The sequence below is a fragment of the Virgibacillus proomii genome (assembly GCF_900162615.1).
In the GTDB taxonomy this organism is placed as follows: Bacteria; Bacillota; Bacilli; order Bacillales; family Amphibacillaceae; genus Virgibacillus; species Virgibacillus proomii.
In genome coordinates this window covers 652,378-675,382 of the sequence record NZ_FUFN01000010.1, presented here as the reverse complement: position 1 = coordinate 675,382, position 23,005 = coordinate 652,378, and the positions used below count along the sequence as shown (strand labels likewise).

21 protein-coding genes and 1 pseudogene are annotated in these 23,005 nt (G+C 35.8%); 5 read left to right on the top strand and 17 right to left on the bottom strand.

The features are described from left to right. Window positions 1-15: 15 nt before the first annotated feature. The 5 genes from BN1066_RS11065 to BN1066_RS11045 all read right to left on the bottom strand — a co-directional run bounded on the left by BN1066_RS11065 (window position 16) and on the right by BN1066_RS11045 (window position 5,802). Window positions 16-1,845, bottom strand: coding sequence for a polysaccharide biosynthesis protein (locus tag BN1066_RS11065; RefSeq protein ID WP_077319493.1), 1,830 nt, complete (start codon window positions 1,843-1,845; stop codon window positions 16-18). A gap of 509 nt (window positions 1,846-2,354) precedes the next feature. Next, entirely contained in the window at window positions 2,355-3,026 is a 672-nt protein-coding gene (locus BN1066_RS11060) for a response regulator transcription factor (RefSeq protein WP_077319492.1), read from the bottom strand. A gap of 324 nt (window positions 3,027-3,350) precedes the next feature. After that, a complete protein-coding gene (locus tag BN1066_RS11055; protein ID WP_077319491.1) occupies window positions 3,351-4,118 on the bottom strand; it encodes a tyrosine-protein phosphatase in 768 nt (255 codons plus the stop codon). Window positions 4,119-4,370: 252 nt separating this feature from the next. Then, the gene (locus BN1066_RS11050) at window positions 4,371-5,069 is read right to left on the bottom strand and encodes a CpsD/CapB family tyrosine-protein kinase (protein WP_077319490.1); all 699 of its coding nucleotides are present in this window, start codon (window positions 5,067-5,069) and stop codon (window positions 4,371-4,373) included. Continuing rightward, complete coding sequence (locus BN1066_RS11045; protein WP_077319489.1) at window positions 5,044-5,802, bottom strand: YveK family protein; 759 nt, start codon at window positions 5,800-5,802, stop codon at window positions 5,044-5,046. The genes BN1066_RS11050 and BN1066_RS11045 overlap by 26 nt, the downstream gene beginning before the upstream one ends. Before the next feature lie 1,026 nt (window positions 5,803-6,828). Between BN1066_RS11045 and BN1066_RS11040 the strand changes: the two genes are divergently transcribed. Then, window positions 6,829-8,076 (top strand): C40 family peptidase, encoded by a 1,248-nt coding sequence (locus BN1066_RS11040; protein WP_245799771.1) that lies wholly within the window; start codon window positions 6,829-6,831, stop codon window positions 8,074-8,076. A 658-nt stretch (window positions 8,077-8,734) separates the two neighbouring features. Here BN1066_RS11040 and BN1066_RS11035 read toward each other — a convergent pair. Together BN1066_RS11035 and BN1066_RS11030 are read right to left on the bottom strand one after the other, a co-directional pair. Beyond that, on the bottom strand, window positions 8,735-9,577 hold the full coding sequence (locus BN1066_RS11035; RefSeq protein WP_245799770.1) for a sulfite exporter TauE/SafE family protein: 843 nt from the start codon (window positions 9,575-9,577) through the stop codon (window positions 8,735-8,737). A gap of 436 nt (window positions 9,578-10,013) precedes the next feature. After that, window positions 10,014-10,247, bottom strand: coding sequence for a hypothetical protein (locus BN1066_RS11030; protein WP_077319488.1), 234 nt, complete (start codon window positions 10,245-10,247; stop codon window positions 10,014-10,016). A 254-nt stretch (window positions 10,248-10,501) separates the two neighbouring features. On the opposite strand from BN1066_RS11030, the gene BN1066_RS11025 reads away from it, so the two are divergent. Then, entirely contained in the window at window positions 10,502-10,918 is a 417-nt protein-coding gene (locus BN1066_RS11025) for a secondary thiamine-phosphate synthase enzyme YjbQ (RefSeq protein ID WP_077319487.1), read from the top strand. 215 nt (window positions 10,919-11,133) lie between these two features. Here BN1066_RS11025 and BN1066_RS21255 read toward each other — a convergent pair whose 3' ends face one another. Both BN1066_RS21255 and BN1066_RS11015 read right to left on the bottom strand, forming a co-directional pair. After that, window positions 11,134-11,334: a transposase gene (locus BN1066_RS21255; RefSeq protein WP_425445292.1), complete on the bottom strand. Its 201-nt coding sequence runs from the start codon at window positions 11,332-11,334 to the stop codon at window positions 11,134-11,136. 430 nt (window positions 11,335-11,764) lie between these two features. Beyond that, window positions 11,765-11,965, bottom strand: coding sequence for an alpha/beta-type small acid-soluble spore protein (locus BN1066_RS11015; RefSeq protein WP_077319485.1), 201 nt, complete (start codon window positions 11,963-11,965; stop codon window positions 11,765-11,767). Between the two features lie 228 nt (window positions 11,966-12,193). Here BN1066_RS11015 and BN1066_RS11010 point away from each other — a divergent pair, with 228 nt between their 5' ends. Beyond that, entirely contained in the window at window positions 12,194-12,976 is a 783-nt protein-coding gene (locus tag BN1066_RS11010; protein WP_077319484.1) for a (S)-acetoin forming diacetyl reductase, read from the top strand. A gap of 376 nt (window positions 12,977-13,352) precedes the next feature. On the opposite strand, the gene BN1066_RS11005 is transcribed toward BN1066_RS11010, so the two are convergent. The 6 genes and pseudogenes from BN1066_RS11005 to BN1066_RS10980 all read right to left on the bottom strand — a co-directional run bounded on the left by BN1066_RS11005 (window position 13,353) and on the right by BN1066_RS10980 (window position 18,265). Beyond that, window positions 13,353-13,550, bottom strand: coding sequence for a cold shock domain-containing protein (locus tag BN1066_RS11005; protein WP_050351294.1), 198 nt, complete (start codon window positions 13,548-13,550; stop codon window positions 13,353-13,355). 488 nt (window positions 13,551-14,038) lie between these two features. Then, entirely contained in the window at window positions 14,039-14,245 is a 207-nt protein-coding gene (copZ, locus tag BN1066_RS11000) for a copper chaperone CopZ (protein ID WP_077319483.1), read from the bottom strand. A 111-nt stretch (window positions 14,246-14,356) separates the two neighbouring features. Then, window positions 14,357-16,507 (bottom strand): annotated as a pseudogene (locus tag BN1066_RS10995) (heavy metal translocating P-type ATPase); the annotation flags it as partial. Between the two features lie 51 nt (window positions 16,508-16,558). Continuing rightward, entirely contained in the window at window positions 16,559-16,861 is a 303-nt protein-coding gene (locus BN1066_RS10990) for a metal-sensing transcriptional repressor (protein WP_077319481.1), read from the bottom strand. 253 nt (window positions 16,862-17,114) lie between these two features. After that, complete coding sequence (locus tag BN1066_RS10985; RefSeq protein ID WP_077319480.1) at window positions 17,115-17,366, bottom strand: hypothetical protein; 252 nt, start codon at window positions 17,364-17,366, stop codon at window positions 17,115-17,117. A 329-nt stretch (window positions 17,367-17,695) separates the two neighbouring features. Next, window positions 17,696-18,265 (bottom strand): biotin transporter BioY, encoded by a 570-nt coding sequence (locus BN1066_RS10980; RefSeq protein WP_077319479.1) that lies wholly within the window; start codon window positions 18,263-18,265, stop codon window positions 17,696-17,698. Window positions 18,266-18,861: 596 nt separating this feature from the next. Here BN1066_RS10980 and BN1066_RS10975 point away from each other — a divergent pair. Together BN1066_RS10975 and BN1066_RS10970 are read left to right on the top strand one after the other, a co-directional pair. After that, window positions 18,862-19,404: a CueP family metal-binding protein gene (locus BN1066_RS10975; protein WP_077319478.1), complete on the top strand. Its 543-nt coding sequence runs from the start codon at window positions 18,862-18,864 to the stop codon at window positions 19,402-19,404. 423 nt (window positions 19,405-19,827) lie between these two features. Next, on the top strand, window positions 19,828-20,550 hold the full coding sequence (locus BN1066_RS10970; RefSeq protein WP_077319477.1) for a 3-ketoacyl-ACP reductase: 723 nt from the start codon (window positions 19,828-19,830) through the stop codon (window positions 20,548-20,550). Between the two features lie 247 nt (window positions 20,551-20,797). Here BN1066_RS10970 and BN1066_RS10965 read toward each other — a convergent pair whose 3' ends face one another. Together BN1066_RS10965 and rhaD are read right to left on the bottom strand one after the other, a co-directional pair. Next, on the bottom strand, window positions 20,798-21,577 hold the full coding sequence (locus BN1066_RS10965; RefSeq protein WP_077319476.1) for a DeoR/GlpR family DNA-binding transcription regulator: 780 nt from the start codon (window positions 21,575-21,577) through the stop codon (window positions 20,798-20,800). 585 nt (window positions 21,578-22,162) lie between these two features. After that, a complete protein-coding gene (gene rhaD / locus BN1066_RS10960; protein WP_077319475.1) occupies window positions 22,163-22,999 on the bottom strand; it encodes a rhamnulose-1-phosphate aldolase in 837 nt (278 codons plus the stop codon). Window positions 23,000-23,005 lie beyond the last annotated feature (6 nt).

The following is a 23,005-nucleotide window of genomic DNA, read 5'->3' as shown; positions in this document are numbered from 1 at the left end:
GGATGATCCCCCTCATTATGATCCCTTTACATTTACATACGCATGCTCCATATAAACAATTTTCATCAGTGTATCCTTTAAATCTTTTCTTGTATAATCTTCGAAGTTCTCAATAAGTCTACGAACAATTTGACGATCCACTTCGGAAGTTTTTCCGACATAAATTTTCTCATAGACAGCATTAGAGTGAATTTCATCTTTACTAAGTAATTCTTCATACATTTTTTCACCAGGTCGAATACCTGTATAAGTAATTGGAACTTCTTCTTCCGTATAGCCGGATAGTTTTATCAAGTTTTTCGCTAAATCAACAATTTTTACCGGTTCACCCATATCAAGCACAAAAATTTCCCCGCCTTTAGCCAAGGTTCCTGCTTGAATAACGAGGCGAGATGCTTCTGGGATCGTCATAAAGTAACGCGTCATTTCTGGATCCGTTACGGTGACGGGGCCGCCTCTTTCAATCTGCTTTTTAAATAACGGAATTACGCTTCCCCTGCTACCAAGCACATTTCCAAACCGTACTGCTGTAAACTTGGTTTTGCTGCGAATAGCTAAATCCTGAATAATCATCTCTGCAATCCGTTTCGTTGCTCCCATCACATTCGTCGGATTCACTGCCTTGTCGGTAGATACTAAAACGAATGTATCGACACCAAATGTATCTGCAGCTTCTGCGACGTTCTTTGTACCAATTATGTTATTTTTTACCGCTTCATGTGGATTTTTCTCCATTAATGGTACATGCTTATGGGCAGCTGCATGATAGATAATTTGCGGCTTATATGTCCCTATCACTTCAAAAATACGGTTGCGATCCTGCACATCTCCAATGACCGGAATGATTTCAATGCCGACATCACGATATTTTTCACCTAATTCCATATCAATCGTATAAATGCTGAATTCACCATGACCAAATAAGACAATTTTGCTTGGTGAAAATTTCATGATTTGCCGACAAATCTCAGAACCAATGGAGCCTCCTGCGCCAGTGACCATTACTGTATTTTTTGTGACATATTTGGAAATCGAACGAATATCGAGCTGTACAGGTACTCTTCCTAGTAAATCTTCCACCTCGACGTTTTTTAAATGGCTGACAGATACTTTCCCTGTCATTAAATCTTCAATTTTCGGGATCATTTGCACTTTTGCATTTGTTTGATTACAAAAGTCGACAATTTTCTTCAATTGTCCATTACGAAGCGAAGGAATAGCGATCACAATATGTTCGATCTCCATTTCCTCGACAACCCGCGGAATATCTCTCACTTTACCAACAACAGGCAAGCTATATAGTTGCATCCGTTGCTTTGTCATATCATCATCGACAAAGGCAACTGGTTGTAGTTCTGCCTCATGACTTTGATCACGTAATTGTCGGGCAATCATCGCTCCAGCTGATCCTGCTCCAACAATTAACGTTCGCTTAAGTTCTTTTCCATTATTTATGTATCTATCACGTAACATTCGCCAAATAAAACGTGATCCACCAATTAAAATAATATGAATCATCCATGTGACAATAAGTGCTCGTTTATAAATCGAAAAATCATTTACAATAAATTGCACAATGGCCGTTCCAATAATCGATAATGTGATAGCCAAAACAATTGCTTTTAATTCTCCAATACTGGCATAAGCCCATACTTTATTGTACAGCTTAAAAATCGACGCAAAAATATGATGAAATAGTACTAAGGCAATAGCACTTATAACAATAGCGTCCATACTGACAACTTCTGTATAAGGGTATACGATCCACGAAGCAGCAAATATTGCTGTCGCGACAATGAGCGAGTCTAACAAGATTAATAGACCCAGCCTTACTTTGTACCCCATCTATGTCTCCCCTCCTAGGTGCATTTGCTGCTATATAGGAAAGCTTTCCTGCTATTATATTAGCATTGTTTTCCAGTAGTTGCTTCCAAACTTTTATGATTGTTACTAAAAATTAATATAATTAGTAAAAATTTATGTCGTTTTAGTGATAGCAAGCTAGCAATTTTTTTGAGATGATAAATACCAATGTCTTCGGGAGAATGACCTGATAAAATTTAACGGAAAAATTTACCAGTAAATATGCATAAAAAGGTAACAATGCATATGATTGCTTTCCAGACTCAATCAGTTACTCCACAATGATGAATTTCTTAGTAAATAAGCTTAAAAGCTATAACTTTTCACTTAAAATGAATTAGATGAAATCACAAAATTTACCACTCGTATAGATATATTACTAAATACCTAGTCATATTTTTAGTGACTTTTGTAGAAAAAAGTCATAAGTTTTTGTATGATTTTAACAGATTTTGTCGAAATGTCTTTTAAAAAAACGAGAATCTTGCTATTTAAGTTAGTACTTTTTTATCCAGTAATTGTCGGAAATATGCAATTAACTCTTTTCGATTATTTATTTGAAAGGTTTGATAAATGTTGCTGATATAATTTTTTACTGTTCCTTCACTAAGAAACAATCGTTCAGCGATATGCTTATTGGAAATCCCTTTTGCCATTAAATAGGCGACGTCCAGCTCGCGATTAGATAAGTGAATCCCTTTTTGCTGAAACGCTTCATCAAGCAACTCACGTTTATCCAGCCGCCTTTCTAAAACTCGCTTGGCCAGGATTTGCGCAACCTCTCCAGAGAAAATAACCTCATCATTCATCACTTTTCGGATACTGTCTTTTAAGCGGTCACCATTTAAGTTTTTCAGTAGAAAACCATCGGCACCAGCATAAATGGCGGAAATGATTAAATCTTCATCCGTAAAAGATGTCAGTACAAGAACCTTAACATTAGGCTTAACTTCTTTCATATGTAAAATCAGCTTAATTGCATCCGTATGTGGCATATGAATATCGATTAGCACAAGTTCTGGAAGATGTTCCATAAATTGCTGCAGTCCGGTTCTTCCAGTTGTTGCTTTGGCAATTACCTCCATATCCTTTTCTTTCAACAACAACGCTTTCATACCGTCTATAAATAATTGTTGGTCATCTATCAGCATAATTCGTGTCATTCTCCCACCACTCCTTTAAAAAACTACCACGCCACATAAGTCACTGTTATTTAACACCTCATAACAAGTTGGTAGCTTATGCCAATTTAAGAAGTAACACTGCATGTAGTGTTTGAATATTTATTAGCACAAAGTTATTTTTCTCCATAAACGGTGACGTTGAAAGTAACCAATGAATCGTTTATGAAGAAAATGCTACTTTTTTCGTGCGTCAATTATGATAGAGTACAACATGGTCTTATTTGTTTGTCGCGCAAACGTTTCCCCATTTTTTGAAAAAAAAGGGGCGAAGAATGATATTATGTACGCCCCTTTCATGCTCCATTAAAATAGTCCAAGAAATTTTTTCTTCTTTTTGACCCGCATTGGTTCTAATTGGTTCACATTATCATTATCTATCAATAGATTACTATTTTCCAGAAACATATAGAAATAGTCACTTCCATAATTCTTCTTCACTTCTTCATAAGCTTCTTGGAGCCAAAATTTTCTCGATGTTGTATTATGTGCATCGGAAGCGATAAAATGTGTCAAATTGGCTTCAATAATTTGGTTGGTAAACTTTTGAATATCCTTACCAAATTTACCGATAACACTACCAGCTGTTACCTGTGTTAACGCACCTTTGGAGACAAATTCATATAACAAATTTGGATGCTCCAAGAGCTGACGATTGCGCTCAGGATGTACGATGACTGGGGTGTATCCTTCCAATTGGATATCAAACAGTAATTGTGTCGTGTAACGAGGAACTTCACTAGCAGGGAATTCAACAAGTAGGTATTTGCTATGGTTTATAGGGAGTAATTCTTGCTGACGAAGCCCTTCTACCATTTCCCCGTAAATGCGTGTTTCCTGTCCAGGTAAAACAGTAAGCGGCACACCTTCTCGTTTGAAGAATTCATTTAAAATTTCTACACTACTTTTAATTTCCAAGCGAAAATTATTAAACGCACCATTTTGATGATGCGGTGTTGCTACAATCGTTTGAATTCCTTGTTCAATTGCTGCTCTAGCCATATTTAAGCTTTCTTGTTCGTTTTTTGCACCATCATCAACACCGGGTAATATATGACTATGAATATCAATCAACGTACCCACATCCTATGTATTATAAATTAGTTTCTTAATTAGATAGATTATAACAAATAATTTATCTCCTGCACACTTTCAAAATGATATTTTACGTTTTTTAAAGAATTGACGGTACTTATTTACTAATGGAACACGTTAGTCATCATAATAGCTAAAGTTTTATTTTGTGGGTATAATTCAGTATTTGATAATGGAGATGATGATTGTTACGAAAAAATCCCCCATCCAAGAGGATAAGGGTTTCGAAACTTATTTTCCATAATAGTAATAATAATTGGATTGCTTTTTTATACGATCATTTAAAACTGTGCCCAGTAGTTTTGCCTTTGCAGGTCTCAGCGACTCTACTGCTTTTTGCGCTCCCTCTATTTCCGTATGTTTGCTTCTAACGACAAGCAAGGTACCATCAACAATATTTGCTAGAACTTGCGCATCCGTAACAGCTAACACAGGAGGCGTATCAAAAATAATTAAATCATAGCTTGCTTTTAACTCTTCCAGCAATTTTACCATCTTTTTGGATGCTAATAATTCAGATGGGTTTGGTGGAATCGGTCCACATGACATAATATCTAAATGATCGACATCACTGTTATGAATAACATCATTAAAGGTATTTTCTCCAACGAGAATATTGCTTAGCCCTCGTAAATTATCTAACCGAAACGTATAATGTACGGTTGGCTTGCGAAGATCTGCATCGATCAACAGCACTTTTTTTCCTTGTTGCGCATAAACAACAGCTAAATTAGCAGCTGTCATTGACTTCCCTTCCCCGGGTCCAGAAGATGTCACTAGCAAAGAATGAATTTTTTGATCGACAGATGCAAAATCAATATTGGTACGAATTGTCCGATACTGCTCGGAAATGGGGGATTTTGGATTTAGTTTTGTAATTAAATGCCGCATCTTCGTTCCAGATCTAGACTGATTTTTTTTGTGTAGCATGGTAGCTCCCCCTTTCCCGTTTAGATTGTGCGTTCATAAAATTATTAATATCGGAATCTTGAACGGTAGATATCGTTCCTATTACTGGCGTATGTAGATGTTTTTCTACATCTTCTTCTGTTGTAATGGTGTTATCCAGATACTCTAATAAGAACGCAATCCCGACACCGATCATTGCACCAAGCACAATTGCAATGGCAAGATTTAACATTGGTTTCGGTGATACAGGTGTTGGATTTGCTCCTAAATAAGCTTCTGATAAAATTTTGACATTATCCACATTCATTAAATCGGGAATTTCATCTTGAAATGTTGTAACTGTTGTATTTGCCATTTCTACAGCTTGTTCTGGACTCTCATCGGTTGCGGTTACGGTTACAACTTGAGATTGCTCCTCACTAGAAACTTGGATTTTTTCTGCTAAATGATCGTTAGTCATATCTAGGTTTAGCTTTTCAATAACTGCATCAAGAATTCGCGGGCTTTTTATAATTACATTATATGTATTGATCAGCTCCACATTCGTTTGTATATCACTAATATTATACTGTTTATCTGCGTCTTGTTGACTTTGATTTACGATAAAAGAAGAATTTGCTTCATATGCTGGTGTTAAAATAAAATAGCTGACAATGGCAGCAATTACTCCTGCACCAATTATACAAGCCATAATGAGCAAGAAACGTTTTTTTAAGACAGCAAATATCTCCTTTAAGGAAATAGTTTCTTCCATCAGGTTACCTCCAATTTTTCTTTATCTTTCATTCTTATCGGCAATCTAGTATTGAATTATAACATAAAAAAACAAGTTTCTATGTAATATTTAGAAATTAATCAAATTATATGGACGAGAAACAAATCTTACAGAAAGTTCTCGTTTGTATTAAAATTCAATTACAAATCCCTTCAAAATCTTTCAATATTTTGTCAAAAAGGCTATAATGTTAATAATTAACAAATAAAAACAAAAATTTAGAAATGAGGAGATATTTGGTAAATATATTTAAAGATCAAAATACATTAATATCTACGAATAGATACTATTAGTTGCATCTTAAATACCATCTAAGTTAGATTAAAACATTTGCCCTATACCTTAGTTTTATATTTATTAACTTGTTAGCATTACTATTGATTCTAACAGTAGCAATTGATGATAGCATTGCCTTTATACCATAACTAAGCACTACAAAATTCACTTCTAATTATTTAACTATTCTACTAACTTTAGCAGCAATATTTAATCTTAAACATGCAACGAATAACCTGTCATTGATACTTGACTAACTTCTCTCATCGTTGAAAGGAATTATACTTCTTTTCTAGTTTTCATTCTACTAACTTCGCAGTGATCTTTTAAAGTCAAAAACTCTAAACCATGATGCAAGTATTGGTTTGACTTTTAACTATAACTAAGTTCCCGCATTATTGAAGTATTTATACTCCCAATCACAGTTTTCATTCCACTAGTTTAAGCAGTATTTATTTAAAAAATACAAATTTCCAACTATATTTTTCTATGACTAAGGATCTTATTAAATGGGTAAATATACCATTTCTCATCTATTTTAATACCTTTTTTTTGAATAAATGGTATTAAATGATTTTTATACCTAACAACAAAACTTATATCCTGATATTTTTTTACTATTTTTTTATATAACCATCTTTATAAATAGGTAAAACCATCCGATACTATATAATAGCAGTACTTTTAAACTAGTTCCATTTCACCAATAAATAGAGGAGGATTGTTAACGTGAGTAACAAAAAGTTAATGATGTCCGTTACTGCATCGGCAGCAATAGCATCCGCTTTCTTTGTTACCGAAGAAGCAGAAGCAGCATCTTATAAAGTAAAAAGTGGAGATTCATTATGGACAATCGCTCAAAAGTACAATACTACGGTATCGCAGCTTAAATCAATTAATAATCTAACTAGTAATGTAATCTTTCCGAATCAAATTATTAAAACTCCTAATCATGGAAGTAGTTCTAATAAAACTTCTAATTCTAAATCGAACAACAGATCAAACAGTGGTGCAACTACATACACCGTAAAACTTGGTGATACGTTAAGTGGCATTGCTATAAAACATAATGTCTCTTTAAGCAACCTAATGAAATGGAACAACCTTAACTCCACTTTAATCTATCCAGGAAATGTCCTTGTTGTTAGTAAGAATGGCTCCAACAACAGTGGATCAAGCAACTCTGGAAATTCAGGGAGTTCGAATAGTTCGCAGAGCTACATTGTTAAATCAGGGGATACTCTTTCTGGCATTGCTGCAAAATATAATGTCAGCGTTGCTAACTTGAAAAGCTGGAACAATTTGCGCTCAGACTTAATTTTAGTCGGTCAAAAGCTTAACGTTGGCAAAAAAGCTAGCTCCGGCTCAAGTGGGAGTTCAAGCACCGGATCAAGTGGAAATTCGACATATGTTGTCAAATCAGGAGATACTCTTTCTGGCATTGCTGCAAAATATAATGTCAGCGTCGCTAACTTGAAAAGCTGGAACAACTTGCGCTCAGACGTAATCCTAGTTGGTCAGAAACTCAGCATTGGCAAAAAAGCTAGCTCCGGCTCAAATGGTGGGGCAAGTGGAAGTTCTGGTAATGGTTCATCAGGAAATACGAACGCTGGTTACAACGTAAACACCGTTGTGCAGACCGCAAAGAGTTTTCAAGGTGTACCATATGTTTGGGGTGGATCAACACCTTCAGGATTTGACTGTAGTGGTTTTATTCATTACGTCTACAATAAAGGCGGTAAGAGTATGAGCCGTACTTCAAGCACTGGTTATTATAACCGCTCCTATCATATTAATAATCCAAAAGTAGGTGACCTTGTCTTCTTCTCAGGGACTTATCGCCCAGGAATTTCTCATTTAGGTGTTTATCTAGGAAATGGTAACTTCATTCACGCTGGCTCAAACGGCGTAGAAATTAGCAATCTAAGTAACTCTTATTGGAAAAGTCATTTTGATAGCTTTAAGCGATTCTATTAAAAAACGTATGATATGTAGAAAGAATAAGAGAAAGGCAGACTCTTAAGTATAGAGAAAAAGCCAATAGTAAAGTAATTAGGGATCATGTACTTATCCGGATGGCTTTATAAAGCAAAACTTCATTCAGTAGGATTTTCTTCCAATCTCCTACTGAATGTTAGTACCGCAAGGGTATAGCCTAAAGGCCCTTGAACGAGAATTTAGGTGCCGTTTTCTCCCACTTAGACCCTTTTTGTATCAACTCAGGTCTTAAAGTGGAAGTCTTACGGTATCTTACATGCAGGATAAAATTTGGTTATATGTATAAAAAAATTGTAACAGTCTCTATCAACAGAGGCTGTTTTTTGATAGGTGAAACCCGTTTCGAATATTCTGATTGGCATAGACAGTTTAACTTTACGCGTTCTCTTCGGGCTGCTCCTACTTTACGTGCTCTCTCGTCTTTGGGACTCTCTCTCAACTTTGCAATGTGCTCTCTCGTCTTTGCGGAGCTCTTTCAATGAATGTTGTAAAGTTTGCCTAAGTTTTTTTAGTATTAAAAGTAATGATGCCTTCGAAATTTTTTACTTCTAAAATCATGCTCACAGCCCTTGAAAGATTTTTGTATTCCATCATTCGATACGATGTTCATTTCTCAACATCTGATCATGTTGTGCTCTCATCCTATTTGCATGATGATATTATAAAAATTGAGCAAAATAATGTTTAATAATGTCACGTTAAATGTACGTTCTATTATTCGATTGGAGAGTTTGCTGACAAAATTGCTTCCAACGATACCGCCGATTATGCCGCCAGCTACCATCACCCACAGCATGGATAAATTATAGTCGTCAAACCCTGTTGAACCTGCAACTAAAAGCAAAGAAGACAGCTGGGAAAAAAAGATAATAAAGATCGAATTAACACTCGCATCTTTTGTATTCATGGAAAAGATAAATACTAAAGCAGCTACATTCAGCGGGCCTCCGCCAATCCCTAAAAAAGCAGATAACAAACCGAGTACAAGGCCTACACTTAATATAACCAGACGATTTTTAATATGATATGTTTTAATATGGTTGTTATGTTTCATAAAAATAAATATGATAATAAGCAAAATCGAGAGTAAACTGGACTGGACGATTCCGACAATTTTTGAAGACCCCATATTGATCACAAAATAATTAAATAGGCCCTTTCCAATAAAACCGCCTAGAATGGAACCAATCGCAATTAAAAAGCTATTTAACCGATCTACATTTAAATCGGAATTTCTTAGTTTAATTAATGAAACAGTTGCCATAGAAAAAACAGTGGCAGCCGATAATACACCAATTGTCGATAAGTCATAATGACCAAGCGCATCTAACAGTGGTTTGATAATGATGCCACCACCCAATCCTGCCATTGCTCCAACTGTACAAGCAAGTAAACCAATTAAAAAGTATATTAAAGAAATAACGACCATCTCTCTTTCTGAACTTGAGATAATATGATAATAAAGATAAGAAAACTTCACTCCATGGGATTATTCCTTCATCTCCCTTCTGATAAGAATCGCAGCATCCTTGAAAAAGGAAAAATTTTTTTCATACGGTGTGCAGCTTTGGAAGTTTCCTTATCATTGAAAAAGAAGAGCACTTTCCTTCGTTCCATGTTGCTATCGATCCCTTTCTTGACTCTAGACTCGCAACAATTTTTAGTCCAACTCAAAAATACATATAGGGGTATTAAAAAGCAGATAGCCTCTCCTTCTTTATTCTTTAGAAATTAAAACAAAGATACAAGAGTGGTATCTAAATTTATGCAAACCTTCCTAGCCTTTTTTGTTGTAAAATATGGATGAAGACAACTCCATATAGGTAGGATTAACTACAATAACATCTATAATTTTAGCACACGTTACGAAAAATCCCACAAATTATGTTTAATATTTTTCTCTGAAACAACAGTCACTATTCGGGAACCACTGTAACTACGCGAAAAGCAACCATATTAATAAAAAAGTTAACCAAACCTTTACAGTCATCTTTCATAATGATTTCCTTCCGCTTAAATCCTCTGATATAATTTATGTAACGTGCTTGTTCAAAAGATCCAGAATAGAAGACAATGAAATTACGTCGAGCATTAGCCAAATCAGGTTTATAAGATTGAACAGAATCGGCATTTGACTTGTAGTATTCCACTTATACTCCTAGAACTCTCATAGCATGGAAGGGTAGGTCTTACTGCCAGTTCATCCGGAAGAAAATAAAACTTCATTTAGTGATCTGTTATCTTCACTTAGACTTTTAGTATTCTCTATAACTCAGCACCTTAAATTCGGGAACGAGCGTATCACGCCCGCTTCTCCAAGAAAACCTTTCTATTTTATTCGAACGTTGAAAATGCATCTTTTGAACAACAATCCTATTAACAAGTAAAAGAAAGGATGATAGCCATGCAAAAGACGTTTACATTAAAAACAGACAACCATTCCGATATGATTAATATTACCGTACAGCTTGAGCAGTGGATTCGTGAAGAAAATATAAAAGAAGGCATCATCGTTGTTTCATCGTTACATACTACTGCCGGAATTACGGTGAATGAGAATGCTGATCCTGATGTAAAAAGCGATATGTTGATGCGATTAGATGAAGTTTATCCATGGAACCATAAGGAAGACAGACACGTTGAAGGAAATACAGCAGCCCACTTAAAGACAAGTACCGTTGGCCATGCTCAAACATTGATTATTCAGGCTGGCAAACTTGTTCTTGGGACATGGCAAGGCGTTTACTTTTGTGAGTTTGATGGACCACGTCAGCGAAAATTTCATGCTATCGTTCTTCCTGCCCAACACAAGAATAGATAATACAATAAAATGATAAGAAAGCTTTAGATACGCAGACATAGTAACTAAACGAAAGCAAACTGCCGAAAACATATTAGCTAAACCGTCAACCGTTTATCTCCTTTCTATTTTTAAACGGGTTATATCCATGCTTGCTCATATTGTCCCGTAAACGATCTTCTGCTTCTTATTCTTGAATGTATTGGCTATTGTCTTTTCGTTCAATCCTATTGCACTTACATCATAGCCTTTTGCACAAAATATATGATTCTCATGGTCATATTGACATGTCTATCGTATATTATTAAGAACTTTTTCCATAAAGTAAGGATACAGACATGTTGGGGGAATTTTAACAGCATATGAATGTGATCTGGCATTGCATGGGCTTCAACGTTTTCCATATCTTTCATTTCACATAGCCTTCTTCTTAATATGAAGGGTATAATGCGCTAAAAGAAATTGGTCAATTTGAAGGGAATCCAGAAGAAATTCAAGCAATGGCAGGTATGTATCAAAATGTTGTACAGATTGTAATATAGGAACCGACATTAAAACGATTGAAGATCTGGAAGGAAAACGTGTTGATGATCGATCCAATATCTCGTTTCATTTTCCGTTTCCAATTTTTCCTTTTATATTTCGGAATGAATACAATACGATACTTACATCCACCTTGTTCGTAATACTATTGTCCTTTGACATGGAAAGATTCCTTACGTTATTTGAAGGTTGGTTTGACGGCCACCTTATATAACGTTTGAAATTTTTTCTGTTACAACTCTACAAGATTCGTTTACACAGAGGTAAAGCCTCTGGTTTAGAAAGATTAATTTAATGGGCGCACTATTAGCACGCCCATTAGTACTACTTTGTTCGATTTGCGAGATCTTGTTCTGCAATTTTAATCATTCGCTTTACCATCTCGCCTCCCACGGATCCATTCTCCCGTGCAGTTGTGTCAGCTCCGAGATCTACATTAAATTCGTTCGCGATCTCATACTTTAAAGAGTCGACAGCGTTTCTTGCACCTGGCACTTCTAATTGATTCCGATTATTTTTGGCCATTTGAAAAACACTCCTAATGGGAAAGTAGTAGAACAGCAATAAACTGTTCAGCTTTATTATCTGTGTTCTTTTAGAAAATACACATGACAATATAAGGAGTTTTTAACGATATTTATGACAAAAAATTAAATTCGATAAATTACGATTAAAAGTGATTAATTTCACAAATAATATTAACAATGGTATATTAAATATATACCAATTACATTATAGAAAGAAGATGTTTATATGAGTAAAGTATCTGGAAAGATCGCCTTTGTTACCGGCGGAGGTCAAGGAATTGGTAAAGCAATCTGTAAACGACTAGCAGAAGACGGATTCGCTGTTGCAGTTGCTGATTATAATGAAGAAACAGCAAAAAAAGTTGCTGAAGAAATTAACCATTCTCATGGTAAAGCAATTGCGATTAAAGTAAATGTTGCTGATCGTGATGATGTATTTAAGGCTGTGGATGATACAGTAAAAAATCTTGGTGGACTTGATGTGGTTATAAATAATGCAGGTCTTGGACCAACTACCCCTATTGAAAGTATTACTTATGAAGAATATCGTAAAGTTTATGATGTTAACGTTGGCGGTACTTATTGGGGAATACAAGCAGCTGTAAAAGCCTTCAAAGAACTTGGGCACGGTGGAAAAATAATTAATGCTTCTTCTCAAGCCGGTCAAGTCGGAAACCCAGGCTTAGCAGTTTACGGTGGAACAAAGTTTGCTATTCGAGGTATTACCCAAACTGCAGCAAGGGATTTAGCTGAATTAGGTATTACTGTTAATGCCTATTGTCCTGGTATCGTAAAAACTCCTATGATGATGGACATTGCACAGCAAACTGCTGATGAAGCAGGCAAACCATTTGAATGGGGAATGGAACAGTTTGCTAAAAATATTACATTAAAAAGGCTATCCGAGCCAGAAGATGTAGCAGCATGTGTTTCCTACCTTGCAGGACCTGATTCAGATTATATGACTGGACAAGCTCTCATCATCGATGGCGGAATGGTATTTAACTAAGTATCTAATATAAACTGTTGGACTGTTGGTTGGTAGAGTCTCTCATTACTTAGTGTTCTCTTCTAACTTTGTACTTTACTGGTTCAAACTTTGACGGCGACGTTGCCTTATCATCGTTTCTAAACCTGGCAGTAATATGTTAGAATGCATTTACACGTAACTCCTTTTTGTTTTTTGTCTGTCTAAACAAAGTGTAACAAAAATAGGAGCTTGCGTGTTTTTTTATTGAATTTTCTTAAATCCCAACATATGTAGAACCAAAAAAGATATCCACCATGAACAAAATTTAATCCAAGTTTATATTAAATATTGTCCTAGATGATAACATAAAAAGAGCTTATCTCAATAATGAGATAAGCTCTCCTCTGTCTATTTATTATAAACGAGTAACGTTAGCTGCTTGTGGTCCGCGGTTGCCTTCTACAATTTCAAATTCAACATCTTGACCTTCTTCAAGTGTTTTGAAACCATCTGCTTGAATAGCTGAGAAATGAACGAATACGTCATCTCCGTCTTCACGCTCGATAAAACCAAAGCCTTTTTCAGCATTAAACCATTTAACTTTACCAGTCATTAAAATGACCTCCTTATTCAAATATCGTGCAAAGTAATTGAATCATAAATACTTTTACACCACTTTGATAAAGAGATCGTAAAGTATTATTCAAACTTCAATTTCCTTTTGCACTTTTAACTTTACCCTTTTCTTAAGGAAAATGCAAGTGAATACATCGATATTTTACAATATTTTTATCTTTGTAACTAAATTCACATTTTTTAATCATTTTTTCGTAACATCTTTACTTATTTTACCATTAATTTTATAAAGTATTCTTTAAGATAATTATTTGTTTTTCCATTTTCCAAGCAAATCAAGCGTAAAAACCGTCCCCAATACAAGAACAAAAGCTAGAAACGCTCAAGCAGTGATGTGCCAACGGGAGAACTTCTGACGAGATAAAAAGATACGTACTATCCACCAAAAATGGTAGGGTTAGTACATATCTTTTATTAGCTTCCACTAAACGGAACTATCTCTTCTGTTTCTTGAGATCGAGAAGTTTATCTGACAACATCGTATCCTTGTTCTTCAATTGCTTCACGAATTGCCTCTATATCGGTTTTAGCTTCATCATAAGTTACATCAACTTTACCAGTGTTTAAGTGTACCTCAACACCAGAAACACCTGGTAAAGCTTCGAGTGCTCCTTTTACCGATTTTTCACAATGACCACAACTCATACCTCTTACATCTAATGTTGTTTGCATATAAAAATCCCCTTTCGATATTTTTTACATATTTGTGATACATTAAACCCTTTATATAGCTCAAGCTAGTAGCGTTTATTCCAAAAATCAGACTCTCTGTGACTTAAACCGCTATAGCTTAACTCGTTTTAACCGTAGTGAGTTTGAAACGACACTTACAGAACTAAATGCCATGGCAGCTCCCGCTATCCATGGAGCTAATAGACCGACTGCTGCAATCGGAATGCCAGCTGTGTTGTAAGCAAAAGCCCAAAATAGGTTTTGGCGGATATTTTTAATGGTAGCCTGACTAGCTTTTATAGCTTTTGGAATAAGCAGTAATTCTCCACCTAAAATGGTTACATCGGCTGCTTCAATCGCTACCTCGGTACCCGTTCCAATAGCAATTCCGATATCAGCTACTGCTAATGCTGGTGCGTCATTAATTCCATCACCAACCATAGCGACATGCTTTCCTTCTTTTTGAATCATTTTTACTTTATCTGCTTTTTCTTCTGGTAAAACTTGTGCAATGACATGATCAATACCTACTTGTCTTGCTATTGCTTTAGCGGTTCGTTCATTATCTCCAGTTAGCATAATAACTTCCAAACCTTGACTTTGCAACTGATGAATCGCCTCTTTGGCAGTCTCTTTCACAGTATCCGCCACTGCAATAATTCCTTGGAATTCATTATTTACAGCAATTAACATGGCTGTTTTCCCATCTTCTTCTAATCCTTGAATATCACTTTCGGCATGCAGATAATCAATATTATACTTCTTCATTAACAGTCTGGTACCCACAAGAATATCTTTGCCATTTACTCTAGCGGAAATACCATGGCCAGGTATTGCTTGGAAATCTTCCAGATCATACAGTTCCAAATCCTTTTCAACGGCATAAGCTACAATTGCTTCTGCCAGAGGGTGTTCTGAACTTTTTTCGGCACTGGCTACTAGTTGTAATACTCCATCATTGCTGGTAAAATCAGTAACTTCCGGTTTTCCTTTCGTGATGGTCCCTGTTTTATCAAAAACTATCGCTTCAAGCTGATGTGTACGCTCTAAGTGCTCGCCACCTTTAAACAAAATACCTTGTTCCGCTGCTTTTCCCGTTCCAACCATAATAGAAGTAGGTGTAGCCAAGCCAAGCGCACATGGGCAGGCAATAACCAATACAGCAATTGCAGACATTAAAGCAGGCTCAATCTCACCAGGCGTCACAAAGGAAATCCAAATAATAAAAGTTAAGATCGCGATTGCAACTACAATCGGCACAAAATAGCCGGATATAATATCTGCTAACCGCTGAATCGGCGCTTTTGATCCTTGAGCATCTTCTACAACTTTAATAATAGAAGCTAGCGCTGTATCTTTTCCTACATTTGTTGCTTCCATTTCAATCGTACCATTTTTGTTCATCGTTGCTCCGATTACAGTATCCTCAGTAGCTTTTTCTACTGGTAAGGATTCTCCTGTAAGCATGGACTCATCCACTGACGTCCGCCCTTTTACTATAACGCCATCAACTGGAATTTTTTCACCAGGCTTAACAATTAATCGGTCACCACGTACCACGTCTTCTACCGGAATCATCACTTCAGCACCGTCTCGAATTACCCTAGCTTGCTTTGCCTGTAAGTTCAATAGCTTTGAAATAGCCATTGTCGTTTTACTTTTTGCTTTGGTTTCTAAATATTTACCAAAAAGAATAAGTGTAATTAAAATAGCACTTGTCTCAAAGTAAAGATGCGGCATATAGCCAGGGTTTCCAATCGTTTTTATTGCTTCATACAAACTGTAAAAATAAGCTGCACTTGTTCCTAAAGCGACTAAAACATCCATGTTGGCGGATTTATTACGTAGATTTTTATATGCTCCTTCATAAAACTGCCAACCAATAATAAATTGTACTGGAGTTGCCAACACAAATTGGAACCATGGATTCATAAAAATTGCCGGTAAACGTAAACCAAATAAATGGTCAAGCATCGTGACTAATAAAGGGACGGAAAGAATAGCAGAAATGATCAGCTTTTTCTTCATTTTTTGTAACTGTTTTTCCTTATGCGTCTGTCTTTCTTCTTTTCCAGCCTTTGGTTTTGCTTGATAACCTAATTTTTCAACCAGCCTTACAAATGTTTCTTCGTCTACCAAAGCTGGCTGATATTCAATAACCGCGGTTTCATTAGCAAGATTAACTGTAGCCTGATTGACACCTTTTTGGTTGGAAAGTGCCTTTTCAATTCGATTAGAACAAGTCGCACAAGTCATTCCTGTTATGCCAACTGTAATATGCTCTTTTTGTTGCTCTTGCATGTTATCACCTCTTTATTTAGAAAGCTGTTTTAACACTTCCATAAGTTCTTCAATTGCTGCATCACCTTCTCCCGACTGAATTCCAGAAGAAACACAATGCTTCGTATGCCGTTCAGCAATAGAAAAACCAACTTTTTTCAAAGCTGCATTAACTGCACTAATTTGGATTAAAATATCAATGCAGTAACGATCATCTGCAACCATTTTCTGTATTCCTCGAACTTGGCCTTCAATTCGCTTTAACCGGTTCGTAATTGCTGTAATTTCATCTTTTGTTCTAGGAGTGACAGGGTGCTCATGCTTTTGAACTGTCAACTATTTACCCTCCTCACTTTTTCTGTTTTAACTAACCCACACTTATACTATACCCCCCTTCAGTATTTTTTGCAACAAAAAAGAAAAACTTTTGGAACACAAATATCCAGAAATTCATTTTAAGTTCCTCCTGTACAAAGAAGAATAGAGAAGGTCGTAGCAATATATTTTTGCCAAATAAAGTAAATGTGTTAGATAAATAACAGCACAAAAGTAGTCAATGTGTCGTGTTTACCAACTTTTTTAAAAAAAGCTAAAACATATAAATAAATAACGCTGCTAATCCTAATATAATCGTAACCCCATATATCCAACTTAAGATTGGTAAATTGGACTTTAACGACTGTGTTTCATACTCTTTTGAGCGATTCATCTCATTTTCAACTGTATCCCCTAGTTGTTCATATTGTTTCAACTTATTTTCTTCCTGCTTAAATATTCGTAATGTCGCAATAAGCGTAAAAATAAATAGAATCACTAGAAATACAATTAATTCTACACTCATCACTTCCCCCCCCTTCTAAACATTTCTTAACATTAACCATTACATGACTAACTCAGTTTTGCAATTATTTTACTCAAATTGTTAATAAAAGTTAACATTTCCTAAAAAATTCTCGTTCGTAGAGAGGTTTGTAACTTTCATGATTTTTAAATTTTAGACTCAATGTACAATATCATGCTGCTCTCTACATTACTGTTCTACATTTAGAGACTTCTTCTGACTTAGTGAGAATATGTTTCAACTTCGGAGCGTTCTCTCCCAACTTGGACTTTAAAGCACTCAAGCTTAACCGGTTCGATTGCTTCCCAACTTATTTAACCGTTTGAGATTTATGCTGGCTTTTGCTGTTTTTCTAAAATGAGATTGGCATGGACTAAACGTCTTCGTACAGTAATACCGATCCAGCTCGCTAATACCGCTTTAATTATTCCAACTACAATAAATGGATAAACGCCAGCTGCTAAGGCAGCAGTCCATGTGAAATCTAAAACAAATTTTAATTGTACGGTTCCAAATGCTAGAGTGATTACCATGCCTACAATATTTGCGATTAAGGCATTTACTAAATGAAAGCTTGTCTTCTCTAAAATTAGCCCGGTTACATAAGCAGTGACAATAAATCCAAAAATGTATCCTCCAGTTGGTCCAACTAAAACATGCGCACCACCACTAAAACCAGTGAAAACCGGGATTCCAGCCGCCCCAATTAGAGCATAGCAGACCATAGCTAAGGCTCCTTGCCTGCTACCTAGAATGGTAGCAGTAATTCCAACTGCTAAAGTTTGTCCACTTATCGGAATTAGCGGTAACGGTATTTCTACTTGCGCTAAAATTGCTGTTATTGCTGCAAAGATGGCACAATTAAGAATAAGATGAAGTTGTTTGCTTTGATAAGCCATTTCCTTTACGACTCCTTTTTCGAATTATTTATTTTAATTTTCAGTATTTTATGATTGAATTGTACTTTGAAAAAAGGACATTGTCAACTTATACTTTTCAAGGTAAACATACCTTTTCGTTGATACTCTATTAATATGAAGCAAATAATTTTTAAACTTTTTTACGTAAAATAATACAGACGGATTCATATGAACAATATTCCTAATTTATGGTCTGAAGGGGCTAGTATTTTTTATCATTTGAATTGTTTCTCTAACTCTCCTATGAAGACTTCACGATACATTGTTGATCAGTTTTGACTTTTCTTAAGAAGTATTAAGTGGTCATACCGATAAAGTCGTAATAGTATTTACTATGTTTTTCATAACAAGTTTGCTTAAGCATGGGACTACGTTTATAAAGACGAACGACATGACAACTAATCCAATCAGCCGTTTGCTTCATGTCAGCTGATTCAAATACTATAGACGGTTTTGACAAAGATACGAAGTGTTAAGATTCTCCAAAAAGATGACAAATTCTTAAAGTATTAACATCCCGATTGATTCATAACTTAGTATTCTGATATACTTTGTTAAAAACGGAGGAAGAAACAATGAAGTTAAAAAAATCTATCACCGTGATGATGTTGTTTCTGATAGTTGTTCTGGCTGCATGTGGTAACGATGATACAGAAAAAGAAACGTCACAGACAAAAGATGAAACGACGGATATTAAAGAATTAGTACAAGATTATAGCACTGGTAAAAAAGAAGCAAGTTCAGCTTCCATTACAGGACAAGAACTGATTGTTAGCAGTTCAGAGGGAAAAGAGAAAACATATAAATTACCGAAAGACGAGTTTTTCGTATCTATTGCACCTTTTGTGAATGAAACACATCCTTGTACGTTTCACAGTTTAACCGGTTGCCAAGGTGAAATGGTAGAAAAAGAATTTGATGTGCATATTAAAGATGAAAAAGGAAATGTAGTCGTAGATAAAAAACTAAAATCACAAGCCAATGGTTTTATTGATTTATGGGTACCTAGAGACAAAAAATACAATATCACTATTACACATGATGGTAGAAAAGTAAAATCTGAGTTTTCTACATTCGAAGAAGATCCAACATGTCTAACAAATATGCAATTAACTTAACTGCTTGTTGTTTAGTTGGGACAAAAGCGCAAGCGCTCGGCTAGCCAAACTAAAACTTCTGACAGGAGAAAGAAAACATGCCTCTGTAAAAGGAATTGCCGGACGCCTGAGCGATAAGCCCGCTTTTAGTCGGCCTTCCTTTAGAATCGAGCCGATATTGACTTATCATAGAAAGAAGAGAGAAGTTTGAGCGCTTAGGCAAGACTATTTTTAACCATATTTCATCTCATATAAAGGCAGATGCAGTTTCCTAAAGAACAAGTAATGTAAGTAAACTTTAACTTCTAAACAAGTTCAAAAAATGTTTGCTTTTTGTAATCAATTTTTGTTAAATAATCAAATGTACCCAATGCTTTTTAGTCTATCTAGTCATCATTTACACTTCCCAAATTTTATGGCGGGAAAAGAAAGGACGATGCGTTAATGGGGCAAGATATAAAAGGGAAAGTAGCCTATATTACAGGCGCTGGCAGTGGTATTGGTCGCGCAACCGCTCTGGCCTTAGCACAAGAAGGCGTACATGTTGGCTTAATCGCTCGAACAAAAAATAAATTGGAGGCTGTCGCAAGAGAAGCTGAATCACACGGAGTGAAAGCAAACTATAAAGTTGCCGATATTGCTCATTCAGAACAAGTAAATCAAGCAATAACAAGTATGGAAAACAACCTTGGACCTGCAGATATTTTAATTAATAATGCGGCCATTGGTGCTTACGGGAATTTCTTGGATATGGACCCAGATACATGGAAACACACGCTCGAAGTTAACGTTTTCGGTACATATCATGTCACTCGAGCAGTCTTGCCACAAATGATCAAGAAGAATCAAGGAGATATTCTTATGATCTCTTCCAGCAACGGACTAAAGGGTACAGCAGGTTCAACTTCCTACAGTGCTTCTAAATTTGCTATTCAAGGTATGACAGAAGCGCTTATGCAAGAAGTACGAAAAAACAACATTCGTGTTTTCACCTTAAATCCAAGTCTTGTTGCTACAGAGCTTGCTTTCGGGGATCAATTAGCAGAGAAAAACGACGACAAGTATATGCAACCCGAAGATTTAGCAGAATATATGGTATCCCTCTTAAAATTGCATCCGCGTATTTTCATAAAACAATCCTTACAATGGGCTACCAATCCGTTTTAATATAAGTTGAGCTATCGCAATAGTTTTAAGCAAATGCGATAGCTCTTTTTTATTGAAAATACATAATAACGTACACCTTATATAGTCAGAGAAAAATTCACCATTTTATCTGATTCGCTTTTGTTAATTCGAACATCTATATAACATATTTTTTTCCAAATGCCATATCATTCGTGTCTTTATGCACATTTCTTCTACACTTCATTTTCTCATAAAATCCTTGCCTGTATACAAGTGGCATTATTTTTTAACTATCTGTAGAACATGGAGCAACAATTACATTCAGCTCTTTTTCTTTTAAATGTTGTACCGATGACTCATCTGCTTTTCTGTCGGTAATAATACAGTTTACATCTTCTATACCAGTTATTAAAGAAAAAGCCTGTTTGCCTAACTTGCTATAATCAAGCATCATATAAACATTTGCGGCGCTTTCAATCATTTTTTTCTTAATTCTTGCCTGCTGTTCATCCGATTCGCTAATTCCTCTTTTTATATGCAGACCTTTACATGATATAAATGCTTTATTTACATAGTACTTATCTAATGACGCCTCCGCAAGTGGACCAACAAAGGATAAAGATTTTGCAAGCAAAGTTCCCCCTGTTGAAATTACGGTGATTTGTTTTTTATTACTTAATTCCATCGCAACTTTTATAGAATTTGTAAGTACGGTCATTGGTAAGTCAGGCAGAGCTTTCGCCATATACCAGGCTGTTGTACTGGCATCAAGGATAATATTATCTCCTTCTTTTACAAGTTTAACCGCTTCTAAAGCAATGTCCTGCTTTTCAGCCACATTTATTATCTCTCGTTCTTTATAGGGAATTTCAAGCGAATCATTAGGATTCATACTTATAGCTCCACCATGACTTCTTAATAACTTTTTTTCTTTTTCAAGTTTCTCTAAATCCCTACGAATCGTCTCCTCTGTAACAGAGAACATTTCACTTAATTCTGATACACGGACACTTTTGCGTTCATTTACAATCCTGACAATTTTTTGCTGCCTTTCCGCTATAAGCATGATAACCCTACTTTCTACCTAAAAATAAAACAAAATCCTTTATACATTTCAAAATAAGTCTATTGAAGTTGGAAGGCCAAAAAGTTTCTCCTTCATTATTATAAAATGATATCATATATTGTTTGGAAACTGCTAGCTTATTAAATACTTCTACCTTTATTTTATAGCAAAAAAATTTATGAGCAAAGGAAGTCCCTTTGCTCATTTTTTATACTATAGGAAAGTATAAAATTTTATGGTTTATAGTATTAGAAAAACTACGGCTTTCGCTAAGGACTTGGCGACAAGCCAAGTTTTTCTAATAAGTACGTGTTCAAAGAACCGTGGTTGACTATGATCGCAATGTCCTTGAAAAATTGGCGATGTATCGCTATCGGAGTTTTCCTTGTCTTTGAAAAATCGCGATGTGTTGCTCCCGTTGCTTCCTCATCTTGAAAAACCGATGTATCGCTCACGTTGCTTTCCTTGTCCTGTCAATCTGGACAACCGGTATGTAGGTGCCGTCATCTCCCACTTAAACTTATTATTCTCGATAGCTCTTAAAGTGGGAGTTTTTACGGCACTTTAATGTAAAAAGAATTATTTTTAAAAATACTTCTCAGGTGGAGTAACAGCAAATCGCTTCGCTAAATCTCTTAATTGTTCGTCTGTAATATCCTGTTTAATCCCGCCTTGATGGGAACTAACTAACATATAAATTTGCGCCGCCTTCTCCACTGTTTCAATTAATCCAAATGCCTCCGCTAGGGAATTACCCGCTCCAAAAATTCCATGATGCGGCCAAATAACTAAGCGAAACTCTTTCATTTTTTCAGCGGTTTTTTTCCCGATTATATCTGTCCCAGGTACCATCCAAGGTAAAATACCTACACCTTCCGGAAAAACAACTAGACATTCGGTACACATTTTCCACAGCGTTCTTGTGAAATTTACTTCATCTAATTCATGTGTAAATGTCATTGCTATAAGATTTGTCGTATGCGTATGCATAATGACTCGATGGTCAGGATTTTGCTTCAACCTGGAAATATGGCTCATAAAGTGAGATGGAAGTTCACTGGTAGGCTGACTATTTCCTTCAAGTCCCCATAATAGTTCAGCCGCTTTTCCATCGGAACTTATCCGCAATATACCCAAAGATTCCTCTGGATCATCTTTAATAAACCGAAAGTATTTCCCCGATCCTGTAACTATAAAGTATTTACCAGCGAGTTCAGTAACTGGATAGTCTAGTTGTATGGGCCGAATTACTTGATCCTTATTTAAATAAGGTATGACTTCCTTTTCGTTTAACAGATAACTAATATTTCCACCATTTAACTCGTCCCAGCCAAGACGCCACATATCATAAGTATTCTGTATCATCTCGCGTAGGAATGGCGCATGTAAAATTTCCTGTTTGTTTCCATTTACTTCTTTCATGTGTCT